This is a genomic window from Bradyrhizobium sp. B025, assembly GCF_042257955.1.
In the GTDB taxonomy this organism is placed as follows: Bacteria; Pseudomonadota; Alphaproteobacteria; order Rhizobiales; family Xanthobacteraceae; genus Bradyrhizobium; species Bradyrhizobium diazoefficiens.
The window spans coordinates 8,142,106-8,154,964 of record NZ_CP170150.1; the positions used below are offsets into that span (position 1 = coordinate 8,142,106).

General features: G+C 59.8%; 13 protein-coding genes and 1 pseudogene. 7 read left to right on the top strand and 7 right to left on the bottom strand.

The window, feature by feature from the left end; all coding sequences use genetic code 11:
* Positions 1-18 precede the first annotated feature (18 nt).
* Positions 19-1,148, top strand: a protein-coding gene (locus tag ACE10W_RS38470) for an IS3-like element ISRj2 family transposase (protein WP_085967575.1) whose coding sequence is annotated in 2 segments (ribosomal slippage) — positions 19-271 and positions 271-1,148 — 1,131 coding nt in all. Because the reading frame shifts where the segments join, the coding sequence is not laid out codon by codon here.
* Between the two features lie 403 nt (positions 1,149-1,551).
* Here ACE10W_RS38470 and tnpB read toward each other — a convergent pair.
* Positions 1,552-1,908 carry an IS66 family insertion sequence element accessory protein TnpB gene (gene tnpB, locus ACE10W_RS38475; protein ID WP_011090953.1) on the bottom strand — a complete coding sequence of 119 codons (357 nt, stop codon included), beginning with the start codon at positions 1,906-1,908 and terminating at the stop codon, positions 1,552-1,554.
* Positions 1,905-2,303 (bottom strand): transposase, encoded by a 399-nt coding sequence (locus tag ACE10W_RS38480; RefSeq protein ID WP_011090954.1) that lies wholly within the window; start codon positions 2,301-2,303, stop codon positions 1,905-1,907. Before ACE10W_RS38480 ends, tnpB begins: the two co-directional genes overlap by 4 nt.
* A gap of 156 nt (positions 2,304-2,459) precedes the next feature.
* Between ACE10W_RS38480 and ACE10W_RS38485 the strand changes: the two genes are divergently transcribed.
* Entirely contained in the window at positions 2,460-2,804 is a 345-nt protein-coding gene (locus tag ACE10W_RS38485; protein WP_011084509.1) for a hypothetical protein, read from the top strand.
* A gap of 524 nt (positions 2,805-3,328) precedes the next feature.
* On the opposite strand, the gene ACE10W_RS38490 is transcribed toward ACE10W_RS38485, so the two are convergent.
* A complete protein-coding gene (locus ACE10W_RS38490; RefSeq protein WP_014497999.1) occupies positions 3,329-3,550 on the bottom strand; it encodes a hypothetical protein in 222 nt (73 codons plus the stop codon).
* Between the two features lie 569 nt (positions 3,551-4,119).
* Between ACE10W_RS38490 and ACE10W_RS38495 the strand changes: the two genes are divergently transcribed.
* Positions 4,120-4,377: a WGR domain-containing protein gene (locus ACE10W_RS38495; protein ID WP_011084508.1), complete on the top strand. Its 258-nt coding sequence runs from the start codon at positions 4,120-4,122 to the stop codon at positions 4,375-4,377.
* A gap of 50 nt (positions 4,378-4,427) precedes the next feature.
* On the opposite strand, the pseudogene ACE10W_RS38500 reads toward ACE10W_RS38495, so the two are convergent.
* The 3 genes and pseudogenes from ACE10W_RS38500 to ACE10W_RS38510 form a co-directional block, all read right to left on the bottom strand.
* Positions 4,428-4,749: pseudogene (locus ACE10W_RS38500) on the bottom strand (DDE-type integrase/transposase/recombinase); the annotation flags it as partial.
* Between the two features lie 362 nt (positions 4,750-5,111).
* On the bottom strand, positions 5,112-9,437 hold the full coding sequence (locus ACE10W_RS38505) for a Ulp1 family isopeptidase (protein ID WP_011090955.1): 4,326 nt from the start codon (positions 9,435-9,437) through the stop codon (positions 5,112-5,114).
* 647 nt (positions 9,438-10,084) lie between these two features.
* The gene (locus ACE10W_RS38510; RefSeq protein ID WP_014498629.1) at positions 10,085-10,342 is read right to left on the bottom strand and encodes a hypothetical protein; all 258 of its coding nucleotides are present in this window, start codon (positions 10,340-10,342) and stop codon (positions 10,085-10,087) included.
* 67 nt (positions 10,343-10,409) lie between these two features.
* Here ACE10W_RS38510 and ACE10W_RS38515 point away from each other — a divergent pair, with 67 nt between their 5' ends.
* From ACE10W_RS38515 to ACE10W_RS38525, 3 genes are all read left to right on the top strand, one after another.
* The gene (locus ACE10W_RS38515) at positions 10,410-10,652 is read left to right on the top strand and encodes a helix-turn-helix domain-containing protein (RefSeq protein ID WP_011090956.1); all 243 of its coding nucleotides are present in this window, start codon (positions 10,410-10,412) and stop codon (positions 10,650-10,652) included.
* Between the two features lie 114 nt (positions 10,653-10,766).
* A complete protein-coding gene (locus ACE10W_RS38520) occupies positions 10,767-11,000 on the top strand; it encodes an AlpA family transcriptional regulator (protein WP_223153795.1) in 234 nt (77 codons plus the stop codon).
* Entirely contained in the window at positions 10,997-11,236 is a 240-nt protein-coding gene (locus ACE10W_RS38525) for a hypothetical protein (protein WP_016846398.1), read from the top strand. The genes ACE10W_RS38520 and ACE10W_RS38525 overlap by 4 nt, the downstream gene beginning before the upstream one ends.
* 3 nt (positions 11,237-11,239) lie before the next feature.
* On the opposite strand, the gene ACE10W_RS38530 is transcribed toward ACE10W_RS38525, so the two are convergent.
* Positions 11,240-11,482, bottom strand: coding sequence for a hypothetical protein (locus ACE10W_RS38530; RefSeq protein ID WP_014498627.1), 243 nt, complete (start codon positions 11,480-11,482; stop codon positions 11,240-11,242).
* A 904-nt stretch (positions 11,483-12,386) separates the two neighbouring features.
* On the opposite strand from ACE10W_RS38530, the gene ACE10W_RS38535 reads away from it, so the two are divergent.
* Positions 12,387-12,671 (top strand): DUF3892 domain-containing protein, encoded by a 285-nt coding sequence (locus ACE10W_RS38535; RefSeq protein ID WP_011090958.1) that lies wholly within the window; start codon positions 12,387-12,389, stop codon positions 12,669-12,671.
* The last annotated feature ends 188 nt before the right edge of the window (positions 12,672-12,859 follow it).

Below are 12,859 nucleotides of genomic sequence, written 5' to 3' on the forward strand. Positions count from 1 at the left end.
TGCGAATCAGGAGCGAAGATGACGAAGAAGAGCCGCCGGACGCATTCTCCGGCATTCAAGGCGAAGGTTGCTTTGGCTGCGGTCAAAGGAGACAAGACACTGGCGGAGCTGGCGCAACTGTTTGATGTTCATCCGAACCAGATCACGATCTGGAAAAACCAGCTCCTGGAAGGCGCCGCCGGCGTGTTTGGGCATGACAAGACATCGGCCGAGACGCCGGTCGATTTGAAGGCGTTACATGCCAAGATCGGCGAGCTGGCGTTGGAAAACGATTTTTTGTCCGGCGCGCTCACCAAGGCGGGCCTGCTGAGCGCAAAGCGATGATCGACCGCGGTCATGATCTTTCTATCGTGCGCCAGGCGAAGGTCCTGAAGCTGGCTCGCAGCACGGTCTACTATGAACCTCGGCCAGTTTCGGCCGAGGACCTTGCCTTGATGCGTCGGCTCGATGAGCTGCATCTCGATTATCCCTTCGCGGGAGCGCGTATGCTGCGATCGTTGCTGCGGCGGGAGGGGGTATACGCCGGTCGCCGCCACATCGCGACGCTGATGAAGCGCATGGGGATCGAGGCGGTCTATCGTCGCCCGAACACGAGCAAGCCGGCTCCGGGTCACAAGATCTACCCGTACCTGTTGCGCGGATTGAAGATCGAGCGGCCCGACCATGCGTGGGCAATGGACATCACCTACATTCCGATGCGGCGTGGCTTCGTCTATCTCGCGGCGGTCGTCGATGTGTTCAGCCGACGGGTCCTGGCCCATCGCGTCTCGATCACAATGGAGGCGGCCTTCTGCGTCCAAGCGGTCCAGGAGGCGTTGGCGAAGCACGGCAGGCCCGAGATTTTCAACACGGATCAGGGCAGCCAGTTCACCAGCCTCGAGTTCACCGATGTGCTGCTGGACGCGAAGATCGCCATCAGCATGGACGGCAAGGGCGCCTGGCGCGACAACGTGTTTGTCGAGCGGCTCTGGCGCACGGTCAAATACGAAGAAGTTTATCTCCGCGCCTACGACAGCGTGTCCGAGGCGCGAGCGTCAATTGCCAAGTATCTGGCCTTCTACAATCAGGGACGCCCTCACTCGAGCCTTGACGGGCGCACGCCCGACGAGGCTTACTTCGGCACGCAAGCTATGGTGATGGCCGCATGACCGTCGCCGACGATTTTGTCGTCGCTCTGGTCGGGCTACGCCCTCCCGACGCAACGACAAAATCGTAAAGCCCCGCGTTCAGCATAACCCGGCAGGAATCCACTTAAATCCAGCGGGGCGCTGTCCAAACAACCGGGGCCAGCTCTCTCGTACTCCTTCACGAGCAGTTCGAGGCGTTCGACGCTCTCTTTGGACGCAGCCAGTTCACTCTCGACATGAAGGCGCGCCGAGCATTCATCGTCTGCGCGACGACGCTCGGCTTCAATCATCGCTTCCTGCGCGCGGAAGAGCGCGCGCAAATCGGCGGGCAGCGCTGCAAGACGGGCGGGATCAATGGGGGACGGCGGCACATCCGCAAGCTATCATCCCAAAGCCCCGCGCGAAACAGGTTGTCGGGTCTGAGTCAGTTCGCCGCAGCTGGCGTCGCGACAATCCGTTCGCCCACTCGCTTCCAGTTCAGCCCTTCAAACAGCGCTTCGAACTGCACGCGCGTCAGATGCATGACGCCGTCGCTGATCTGCGGCCACTCGAAACGACCATCGCGGCCAAGGCGCTTGTAGACCAAAACGAGGCCCGTGCCGTCCCATAGCAAAATCTTCAGCCGGTCGGCGCGCTTCGAACGAAAAACCACGATCAGGCCCGAATGCGGATCGAGCCCAAGCGTGTTTTGCACAAGACCGGCCAGCGCGTCGTGCCCGCACCGGAAGTCAACAGGACGCACAGCAAGCACAATCCGCAGTCCCTGCGCCGGAATGATCATGCGCCGCGCTCGATCGCAGTCACGATCTCCGCGATCCGCACCGCCGACACGTCCGCATCCAGGCGGACCGAAACCTTGCCAATCGTAATCTCGACGGGCCCCTCGCTCTTGCCTGACGCCACTGGATCGCTCAGCTCGATCGACACGAAATCCGCCGCGTCGTCCGTGACCAATGCGAGCCGGCCAGCACGCGCCAATCTGCGCCACGTCGTCAACTGCTGGGCCTTCACACCATAACGCCGTGCGACATCACATACCCGGGCGTCGGGCTTCATGCTCTCGAAAACAGCGCGCCCCTTGATCTCCGCAGACCATAACCGGCATCCAGAACGCGTCCGGCGCGTAAGCTTCCCCACAAAGCCATCAGCTTCGGCTTCCTCCCCCGATTGTTCCATCGCCTTCAGTCTCCTCTCGGCTCTCTGACAAGCCAAGGATCGCAGAGCGAAAGCCGAAGCGAAACCAGTCAATCAAATGGGAGAAAAGCTCCGCTTACAATTTTTGCTCGTTCAGACCGACACAAATTGCTCAAAGATTCGTGGAGAGAAAAGCAGATGAGCGATGAGCCCGACCTCGAGAGCAGAGTCGTTGCAGCGATACGACACTATCGTGCGGCGCTCGACGTGGCGGAAAACCTGGAACGAGAGGACGCGTGCGCGCATCGAGCGCTGACGAGCACCCTGCTCGATTTGGAGCGTGCCCTGCGAGGCGAAGCGGCCCCGCATCTCAACAACAACCTGTTTGAGACCGGCTCCACGGCGGTTGCACGGTCGGATAAAACATGGGCCGACCTGGTCGAGGCGACTGCGAGATTGGATTCGGCCCGTCGAACCTTAGCTGCTCTGGAACGGCAGTTGGGATATCTTCCAAAAGTCTCGAGGGGAGCGGATCACAAGTGAGGTTAGATAAGAGTCTCGCACGATCGGAAGGTTTCCCGACCATTTCAGAGCGGCGGCGGCAACGCTCTGACGGGCTCGTGTCCCAGCCAAAATCCCGCGCCCAAAACAGACCTCTCTGCGTCCTCGTGTTTGGGACCGCCGAGGTACAGCGCGCGAATCGGGACCTTGCTGGATCCCAACCTTCCAACTTTCCCGCCGCCTCGCCGCGTCCTCCTATGCAGGAATAGACCTCGACGCACTGGCTCGATCGTCCTGTCGAGCGTGCACAGTTTCTGATGACGCTGACCAGCGCGAGTCCTGGTTGAGTTTCTTCTGCTTGTGACTCGGCGTGGAAACGGCATTGCAGCCTCTTCGATCTTCGGCGCGGCTGCGATCATGTGATCAAGCTCTAAAAAGTGGTTCGACGACAGGCAGGCGCTTGAGGCCAGCGTCAACGTTGTCGGAAAAGTGGAAGCCGTGCCGGCTCACACCGTAATCAAAACAGACGTCAAGCGCCAATCCAAGGGCCAGAGCTGCGCTTACGATCAACGTCGAACCGATGCGTTCGAACCACCAATCTCATTGGTGGCGCCTGCTCCGGTGCGATCGATGACCCAGGCCACCATGTAGCCCTTGGCCTGCTCGGTCTGCACCTGCCGGAGGGCCTCAGAGTAGGTTAGTAAGGGCTCTTGCGCCGGGTAGACGGCGCGGTCGGTCGGGGTGACAAAGTGATGGCAGCACACGCGATAGTCTTTAGCCTCGAACATCGGAATCCTCCTCTCGCCTCAGGTTGCGCGGCCATACGCGCTTTCAGATACTGCCCTACCACAGAGAATGCGGCCTTTAAGAGGCCGCGCGCTTCTTCAACACCCCATAAGGTTGGTCGGGCTGCCAGACGCAGGTCGGCGATGTCCGACCACATCGCGCGCTTGATTCTCTGCAGCAGCACCGGCAAAGAAGTGCCCGGGTGTCATTCCATAATTCACCCGTGTCCGGACTTCGATTTCCCGTTCGTCCGCAATTGCTCCGTCGATCGCTCAACGGCTGCACCGATGTCACCTAGTCAGCTTTCAAACCTTGCTGAGGCTGCTGGATCGACAATGCTTGGACCTAGCTCCGGCGCGATTCAGTGAGCTTCTCGATCAGTTCAGACTGCGGTCTCGGTTTTGCCGCGAGACGGTGGGGTTCAAATCGGGCCGTGGAGCCTCCACATCATCGCCACAGTCCGAAGACACCCGCCTGGTGCAATTGATGTAGCGAGAGAATGAATCGTTTGGCCCTGATCGATTCATAGAAAGCATTGGACCTCGCTTCCACAGGAAGCGAGAATCCATGCATGCCGAACCTTAAGCTAGGGCCGCTTCACCTTCGCCGCATCGACACCACCCGCAACATGCGGCGGTTTTACTTGCTTTCGATCCAACCGACCTTGTTCGGCGGGGTCTCGCTGATCCGCGACTGGGGCCGGATCGGCACGACCGGCCAGACGATGGTGCAGACTTTCGATGCCAGCGCTGAAGCGGGCGAAGCATTCGGACGGCTGGAGCGCGCCAAGCGCAGGCGCGGATACACCTCTGCTGAGGAGAGAGTCTGAGGTTTCGTCAATTTCCCGGGGATTACGGATCCACTTACGATGCCTGGAACGTGAAGTGACAGAAACCGTTGAGCCTGACGGGACGATTTGAAACGCTTCATGATCCGCCGCGTTGCCGCGTCGGCTGATGAGAATTCTCAGCCCGATTGTTGAGAGCTCTGTGCTGGCGATGTTCGACGAAAAAGCCCATCTTCGCCCTCGCAGCGCCGTGCGAACGCTTGTCCGTGATCATCACGCGCGGCGGCGTGCCGGCGGATTTCAAGAGCTTCTTCATGAGCCGCTGGGAAACCGGAAATACAACCAAACGGCATAGCTGATCACTTCCGATGGGAAGCGATGGCGGCGATAAAGAGGGTCCCGGGCGGTCGGCATGCCGGTCGTCTACCCCTCGGCCGCTCCAATTCGTTAACTTGACGGTACCCGCTGCTCGTCGACAGCGATGGCACGATCATCGCGGGCGAAGGCCGATACCTGGCCGCGCGAAAGCTCGGTCTCCTCGAGGCGCCGGTCAGCTGACCGGTCTTTCCGAAGCGCAGCGTCGCGCGCTCGCCCTTGCCGACAACCGCATCGCGCTGTCGGTGGTCCGGCGGCTCGTCGGATACGGGCGCTTCGACGGGGGCGAGACGGCCCGCGTGATGGCACGTCTCTACGCCGCGGCGCGCCTGCTGGTGAACTTCTTCCAGCCGTCATTCAAGCTCAAAGAGAAGCGCCGCGAGGGTCCGCCCACGGCGACATCAACCCCTGAGTCGCGCTTGCAGTGCCTGCCGATTGGCAACGACGTTGCTGAGGTTCAGCTGGTCTGGCTCCCGTCCTTGCGCCAATTGCCTAACCAGCTCCCGCGTGCCGTCCACGACAAAGACGCCGCAATCACAAGTGTTCTGCTGCTGGGCCATGCCGGCGGGCTGCAGGGCGAGGTTCAGCCTTTCTGCGAGTTGTCTTGCATGCGTCTCGTTGTATCTCCCGTAGGAATCGTAGTGATAGGCGACAGGCCGTTGCCGGTTGCTGCGATCAACGAACAGCAGCGACCAATGCCTGCCGCGGTCCGTAGCACTGGCATCGTTCACTGGCAGCAACAGGAAGTCGGCTGTATCGTTATCACGCCGATCATGGACGATGCGATGGAATACGCGTAGCACGTCGCTCTCCGCGCCCAGGCGCAGCCGCAGCGCTTCGAGGGGATCTACGAACCGCGTCCGGGCGGCGAGATCCGAATCGCTCCTCTGCAAATCCAGCTCCTGAAGCTGGTAATCCCTGAGGATATGCTCGTCGCCCAGCCATTCCGTGTCCTCGAGCACCAGCCCGCGGTTATGGGACAAGGCTATCGGATTCAACGCCCCGATCTGAGCATCGGAGGAGGTGATCGGAAACCGCCGCACGATATCGTCGCGCAATGGGGACGGTGCGGGCGCGGTCAGATCAACCAATGGAAGACCGTCGTAGGTGTCTGAACGAGCCCTGGCAGAAGGCGCTGGCGCAAAGTGAGCACTGTCATCCAACTCGGCCGCATCCGGATCAAGCAGTGCCCCAAACCCACGATAGAGATCCTGAGCCCTGGCAGTTGATGGTGATGCCGGTTCTTGCATCTGCCGCGCAAGCTCCTCGCTCAACCACGCCAAAGCGTCATCGTCCGAGTGGGCGGACACCGGAGAAAGCCCCTGCGGCGAGCCGAGCTGTCGAGCGCCCTGGTGATGCCCCGGTACCGGCCCGGCAAACGGCGGCGGAAAGCCAGGCGCCCGGCTCCAAGCATTGTCGCGCAACTCAAATGATGTGGGCGAATTCGGATTAAACGATACCTCAAGACCGCCGTAGGTGTCTGAGCAAGCCCTGGCAGAAGGCGCTGGCGCAAAGTGAGCACTGTCATCCAACTCGGCCACATCCGGATCAAGGAGTGCCTCAAATCCACGATAGAGATCCTGAGCCCTGGCAGTTGATGGTGATGCCGGTTCTTGCATCTGCCGCGCAAGCTCCTCGCTCAACCACGCCAAAGCGTCATCGTCCGAGTGGGCGGACACCGGAGAAAGCCCCTGCGGCGAGCCGAGCTGTTGAGCGCCCTGGTGATGCCCCGGTACCGGCCCGGCAAACGGCGGCGGAAAGCCAGGCGCCGGGCTCCAAGCATTGTCACGCAACTCAAATGATGCGGGCGAATTCGGATTAAACGACACCTCAATACCGCCGTAGGTATTTGAGCGAGCCCTGGCAGAGTGCGTTGGCGCTGCTTCCACGGTCGGCCGGGCAGGTTCCTGCCCAGCTTGGACTATGTCCTGCGCCTGCTCAGGAGGAACCTCGGGCCACGATGGGCCGTCTTCCACCATTAAGCGCAGATCCTGATCGTAACCTTCCGGGAGGACCAATGGCCGACTGACAGCTCGCTGCCGCGCGCTGTGCTGCGCAGCGGCGCCCCCGACGTACATCGCGACCGCATGCGGCGCCGTGACATCTTCGTAGCCGCTCCGCAGCAGCATCGGCTGCGTCTCCCATGACGACGTACCCTGTTGATGGGTAGGCGCCGGTGTCGGCTGGCCGCCTGAATTGGCGATCTCGCTCAGCTGCCGCTCGCCGGCAACGCCTTGCGGATTGTTTAGGGTCCTCTGCCTCTTCGCTGGCCTCAACTCAGCTGTGTCATGCTCATCGTTGATGAGGACCTCCTCGCTTGGCAGGCGGTTGCTCCTGGCAAGCGCAGCCATCGGCTCGTCCGGGGACTGCTGGCGGTCGGGCTCTCCGGGATCCGGTGCCTGGTCATGGCGCGCGGCTGGCTCGAGAGATGACGACGAGCGGGGTTCGTCCATCAGCCCCAAAAGCAAATCCTGATCGCGGCCTTCCGCGGGAAGCTCCTCTGGCCGACGGCCAGTTTCCTGCGACGCGCTGTGCTGCGCAGCGGCGGCGTCGACGCGCCTCGGCTCCATCAGTACCGTGTCTTCGGGATTGATAAAGGCCACGTTCTGGGGGTGAGGATTCAGCTTAGCGCGTCGTGAGATCGGCACTTCGCCCGTCGACCGCAAGGTCCGGAGATAGTCGATTGCCTGAACGAGTCTCTTTGGATTACCCTCTCCGGTGAACTCGAGCACCTCACCGCCATCGGTCAGCGACTTATTGTCGAGCCGATCACGAATGCTCGGTTTTTCTTTTGCGAAAAGCCAACGGCTAAAGCTACGAAGGGAACCTCCGTGCTGCTCGGCAGCGGATTTGCTGAACCCGCCCTTGATGAGGGCCCTCTCAAGCCCCGAAATAAGGGGAGCATCCACGGAATAAAGAGGCTGCTTCCTCTTCCCTATCACAATCCAAGTTGACTGAGCCGACTGCGGCGCCGAGGACGACGGGCCGGGTTCATCCATCAGCCCCAAAAGCAAATCCTGATCATGGCCTTCCGCAGGAAGCAATTCCTCTGGCCAACTGCCACCCTTCTGCGACGCAATGTGCTGCGCAGCGGCGTCGCCGACCCGCCTCGACTCCCTCAGGGCCGCCTCTTCGGGATCAATATGGCGCTCGTGCTCCATCGCCTCAGCGCCGGCCTGCGATTTTCGGAGACGAGCCAGTGCGGCACCAATCCTGGAATCAGCACCGGCGACCTTCCTATAGCTCTCGACATCTCCATCAAACGACGTGCCGAGCCCAGCAGCAATGCCCGGCCTGTTGTTGTCACGCAGGTAGTCGCTGAAATTGCGAAGAGCAGTTGCATCCCTCTTGCCGGCATCTGTCGCTACTTCGTTTTTGTACTCTTTGATGAGTGCCGCGTCCTGGGGATAAGGATGCAACTCAGTGCGGCCTGCGATCGGCACGATTCCGCCCGTCGACCGCGAGGTCCTGAGATGGTCTATTGCCCTATGGAGTGTCGCGGGACGCTTTTCGAACAACTCGCGCGCATCAGCGGTCAGTGACTTTTCGTCGTCGAGCCGAGCAGCAATGGGATCTTTGTTATTTGCGTAGAGCCTCTGGCCAAAGCTGAGAAGAGTACGTACATGGTCCTTGGCGGTGCCTTCGGCGGCCCCGCCCTTGATGAGGGCCTTCTCAAGCCCCGAAATAAGGGCAGCATCCTCGGGATAAAGAGGCCGTCTCCTCCTCCCTCTCAAAATCCCAGTTGACTGAGTCGGCTGCGGCGCCGAGGACGACGCGCCGGGTTCGTCCATCGGCCCCAAAAGCAAATTCTGATCATGGCCTTCCGCAGGAAGCAATTCCTCTGGCCAACTGCCAGCTTTCTGCGACGAACTGTGCTGCGCAGCGGCGTCGCCGACCTGCCTCGACTCCTTCAGGGCCGCGTCTTCGGGATCAATATTGCGCTCGAGATCCATCGCCTTAGCGCCGGCCGACGATTTTCGGAGACGATCCAGCGCGACACCGATTTTCGAACGAAAAGCGGAGACTTTCTTATAGCTCTTAACATCTTCATTTAACAACTCGCCGCGAAGCCGACCAACAATACCCTTCTTGTTGTTGTCACGCAGGTAGTCGCTGAAATTGCGAAGAGCGGTTGCATCCCTCTTGCCCATCTCTGACGCTACTTCGTTTTGGTACTCTTTGATGAGTTCCGCGTCCTGCTGATAAGGATTTACCTCAACGTGGCGTGTGATCGGCACGACTTCGCCGGTCGACTGCGAATTTCGGAGATGACCTATTGCTGTAAGAAGTTTCCAGGGCTCACCCTCTCCGCTGAACTCGCGCGCATCTTGAGACAGCGATTTTTTGTCGTCGAGCCGAGCAGAGATGCCCTTTTTGTTATTTGCGGAGAGCCAATGGCCAAAGCCGCGAAGAACACGTAAATAGTTATTGGTGGTGCCTTTGGCGGCCCCGCCCTTCGTAAGGGCCTTCTCAAGCCCCGAGATAAGGCGAGCATCCTCGGAGTAAAGGATCTGATTGCACTGCCTCCCTATCAAAACCTCCGTTGATTGAGCCGGCTGCAGCGCAGCGGCGGCCGGCATTGCTCCACCACCCACACCTGAACTGCTGATCTCTCTCAATTGCCGCTCAAAGGTCGCCGCGGCTGCAGACGGAGCCGCGGGTGAGCTCTCTTGCGGACCCGTGCTGCCCGATTGTTCATGCACCGACTTGGTCAAGGGGAAATCCATCCGTCCTCTTCAAATATGAACCTGGGCTATCGATCTGACATGCCGGGCAATCAGCAACAAACCGCCCTTTACAGCGCCGGCAGGCACGCACCGTGAGCATCGGCAGCGGATGTTCTTCCAAGGGGATCAGCCCTGTATGTTTGTTAAACTTAAATGGGGAAGCTGTCGAGAACCTGATGACGACAATTGCCGCGCCAAGACAGCATGGCGCATGTGCCTGCGCGCTTCGCCGTCAACAGCCGATAGACCGAAGATTCAGAGACAAAATACTGCTCCTCATCGGTGAGGCGTACGGCCAGCTTTCGCGGCGAGGACTATCTCCAGCCAACATCTTTGTGAATCGACGCTGAACATTGACCCATCAAGCACTTGGGACGCCGATCGGCGTCCGGACCCCATATGGACCCCGCCCGATTGCAACGACCGACTTGATCAGGATCGACGGCCACAACTACTGACGTATATCCGGCTTCTTGATGCGGCTGGACAACGTCTTCGCCGCGAGCCTCGATGGTTTTCGCATGCTTCTGTGAATCGGCGCGGGGGTCCGACGCCGATCGGCGCCGGGGTCACTTTTCCGGCACTTGAAAAATCAAGACGTTAGCCCACGAGATAGACTGATTGAGGGGTCAAATTTCGATCCGCATTCACATACGATCGAGCCACTCCTGCTCGTAGGGCAATTCGTCGAGCAGCAGCAGGGCTTTCTTGCTCAGATCCCGCCAGTCTGCGGCGGGCGCCTCAAGGATCCTCTCCGCAATTCCGCATGCGGTGTGGGTCATCTCCTCAACGATCTCGCTGGGAAGCGGCCCACGGGCCAGGTCGGTCAATCGGCGATGGGTGTAGAGAAACTGCGAAAGGGTGGTGGGTCGTTCAGCGGACGGAAATGAGGCGGCTTGCAGCATTGGGCGGGTTCCTTTATTGTGCATCTATCACCTCTATGGTGACAAATGCACTATACAGGAATTAACCATGGTGACAAGTGCACAAATTAGGGCGGCGCGCGGTTTGTTGAACTGGACCGTTCGAGACCTTGCGGAGAAATCGGGTGTGCACAGAAACACCGTGACGAGGGTTGAGACCGACGCGACGGCACCGGGTCATTCGATAGCCGCCATCCGCGCCGCCCTCGAATCTGCCGGCGCCATCTTCCTGGCAGATGGTCAATCGATCGATGGCGGCCCTGGTGTGAGGCTGGCGAAACCGAAGGCCTAGCTGCCCACACCTATCGGGGCGCTTCGGCGCGTCCATAGGGATGTGGGTGCTGCCCTATTGTAAAGCCACACTCCCATTCCAGCGTGCGGCGGCAGCAACGATTCGGTGGCGCCCGTGTCGACCGTTGATCTCAACGCCCTCGCGACAGATCAGTATCTCAACGCCAAGCAAGTTCGCGAGCGCTACGGCAGCGTATCGAACACTTGGCTATTCCGGCGCATGCGCGATGCGGCCTTTCCGCAACCGTCGACGCGCCTCGGTGGCCGCACCAGGTTCTGGCTTCTATCCGAGTTATTGGAGTGGGAGCGGAGCAAGCTCCCTATTGACGCGGACAGCGTAGGCGAATGATGACCAAACGGTTCGCGATCCGCAGTGACGAACCAATCACGGTCGATACACTGGAGCGTTGCTTGGATTGTCTTGCGATCCTAATGGATCAGTCGCCACAAGGCGGTGAAGTCTATCTCCCGATCTTCGAGCGGCTTGAATCAGAGCTTGCCACTGCGAAAGCGAAGGAAGACATGATGGAGCGAGCGCGCGTTAGGGCCGCGCGGTTTATGCAAGAGCACTCGATTAAGAAGTAGCCGCTACGTCTTGGCTGACTTACGGAATTTTTCCGCATTCTCCGCAGCTACAGCTAAGGCCCGCGACAACTCAAGCGCCTGCTCCACTGTCACTTGGAAGTGAACGCCGACAATGCTTGCAATGACGAGCGTGATTTCGTCGTCCATCTGCTCAACACAGATCGCCGCCGATTCATTTAGTTCGATCTCAGCAATTAGTTCGATCTCAGCAATACGTCCGATGAGATCATCCGGTTCATTCGTCATGGCTACAATCCATCCGGCGATTGGGCTCGCGACTGGCGTAGGGTCCGCTCGACAGCAATTCGAGCCCAGAGAACACGAACTGGTCAACTACAAGAATTTGTAGTCGCACACCTACCGCAGTGACCGGCATGATTGCGGACCGTCGCAGCGGAGGCCGCAGACGCAATTTCGGAGGGGGATGTGCCTGCGGCCTAGGGGGAACTGATGAGCGAAAGCTTTAGGGTTGGTTTCGCGATAGCCATCACGGCAGCCGTAGTCGCAGGGGCGTTTTTTGCTATCCGTTTTTTGATTGGCTTTTACGGATAGGATCTCGCCGCCCTACTTCCACCCGAACCTGTCGCAAATCGATGCGATGATTTTGTCGATCGCTATCGCGATGTTCTCATCAGCATATTTTCTGGCCAGGGCGGCAAGTGCGACTATCTGAATCAGAAAAATGCAGATGACGGCCACAAATCCTAAGTGGGGAAATGTGGCCAAATCAATTAGCGTAATGCGCGCGCATATCCAGTAGAATCGTTCCTCGCGGCGCTCATCGGCCTTTTGAGCCCAACAGTCCTGGGGGGGGCGCGGGGGCGACTCGGCGTCGCGAAACATGCGAAACGACGCTGTCCCTGCCACACCCGCGCCGCGGTGAAGTTAGCGGCCACGTGACTCGGCGCCTCCATACCGAAGAAGCGCTGTCCCTATCGCGCGCGCCACTAACTTCCGTGGTCAGCCTTACCGCCTTGAGCTGCAAAACTGACCGCCCCGCCCCCGAGGGGGGGCATCAACCCGCGGGGGGCCCTCGCGTTGTATCGGCGAAAAGCCTCCCGGGCCCCTACCAGGATTGGTTGGGCTGCCTGGGCCGCCACTGAACGCTAAACTGGTCACCCAGCCTTTGCAGCACGAAGGAGAGAGCCCTGTGGTTAAACTCGCACGCGTTCGCTGCATCAATAAGACCGACAGGATGAATCCCCACGAGAGGATTGAAAGTGTCGGAGGTGAATATTCAAACGGAAGTCAATGGAAGCAGTCTGTCGTTCAGACGATCAGAGACATTGAAAGCGGCGAATGGGAGTTCTATGTCGAAGAAGACGGACTCATGGCTGGCGTGGTCGTGGCCGAACACAACGGGCACAAATACATCAAGACAACGGCGGACGGCGTTCAGCCAGACAATCTTCTTTCACTGGCTGAGTGCCCGTGATCCCCACTAGCGACGGCCTCCACGGCTAAGACCCCCCTTCCGCGAGCTAACGCTTTTTCCTTCCGGCCGCCCTGCGCATCCCGACACGGAGCTTCAGGGCCGCCAGCGCGGCGGCGCTCGTCAAACGATTTGCGCTCGTTCCAATCGGCTACGGCGCGGAGACTCGCCGCACCGGCACCAGTGGAGAT

Excerpts from the sequence above, each read along its gene's own strand:
- tnpB (WP_011090953.1), bottom strand. The coding sequence starts at position 1,908 with ATGATCATTCCGGCGCAGGGACTGCGGATTGTGCTTGCTGTGCGTCCT.
- ACE10W_RS38480 (WP_011090954.1), bottom strand. The coding sequence starts at position 2,303 with ATGGAACAATCGGGGGAGGAAGCCGAAGCTGATGGCTTTGTGGGGAAG.
- ACE10W_RS38485 (WP_011084509.1), top strand. The coding sequence starts at position 2,460 with ATGAGCGATGAGCCCGACCTCGAGAGCAGAGTCGTTGCAGCGATACGA.
- ACE10W_RS38490 (WP_014497999.1), bottom strand. The coding sequence starts at position 3,550 with ATGTTCGAGGCTAAAGACTATCGCGTGTGCTGCCATCACTTTGTCACC.
- ACE10W_RS38495 (WP_011084508.1), top strand. The coding sequence starts at position 4,120 with ATGCCGAACCTTAAGCTAGGGCCGCTTCACCTTCGCCGCATCGACACC.
- ACE10W_RS38505 (WP_011090955.1), bottom strand. The coding sequence starts at position 9,437 with ATGGATTTCCCCTTGACCAAGTCGGTGCATGAACAATCGGGCAGCACG.
- ACE10W_RS38510 (WP_014498629.1), bottom strand. The coding sequence starts at position 10,342 with ATGCTGCAAGCCGCCTCATTTCCGTCCGCTGAACGACCCACCACCCTT.
- ACE10W_RS38515 (WP_011090956.1), top strand. The coding sequence starts at position 10,410 with ATGGTGACAAGTGCACAAATTAGGGCGGCGCGCGGTTTGTTGAACTGG.
- ACE10W_RS38525 (WP_016846398.1), top strand. The coding sequence starts at position 10,997 with ATGATGACCAAACGGTTCGCGATCCGCAGTGACGAACCAATCACGGTC.
- ACE10W_RS38530 (WP_014498627.1), bottom strand. The coding sequence starts at position 11,482 with ATGACGAATGAACCGGATGATCTCATCGGACGTATTGCTGAGATCGAA.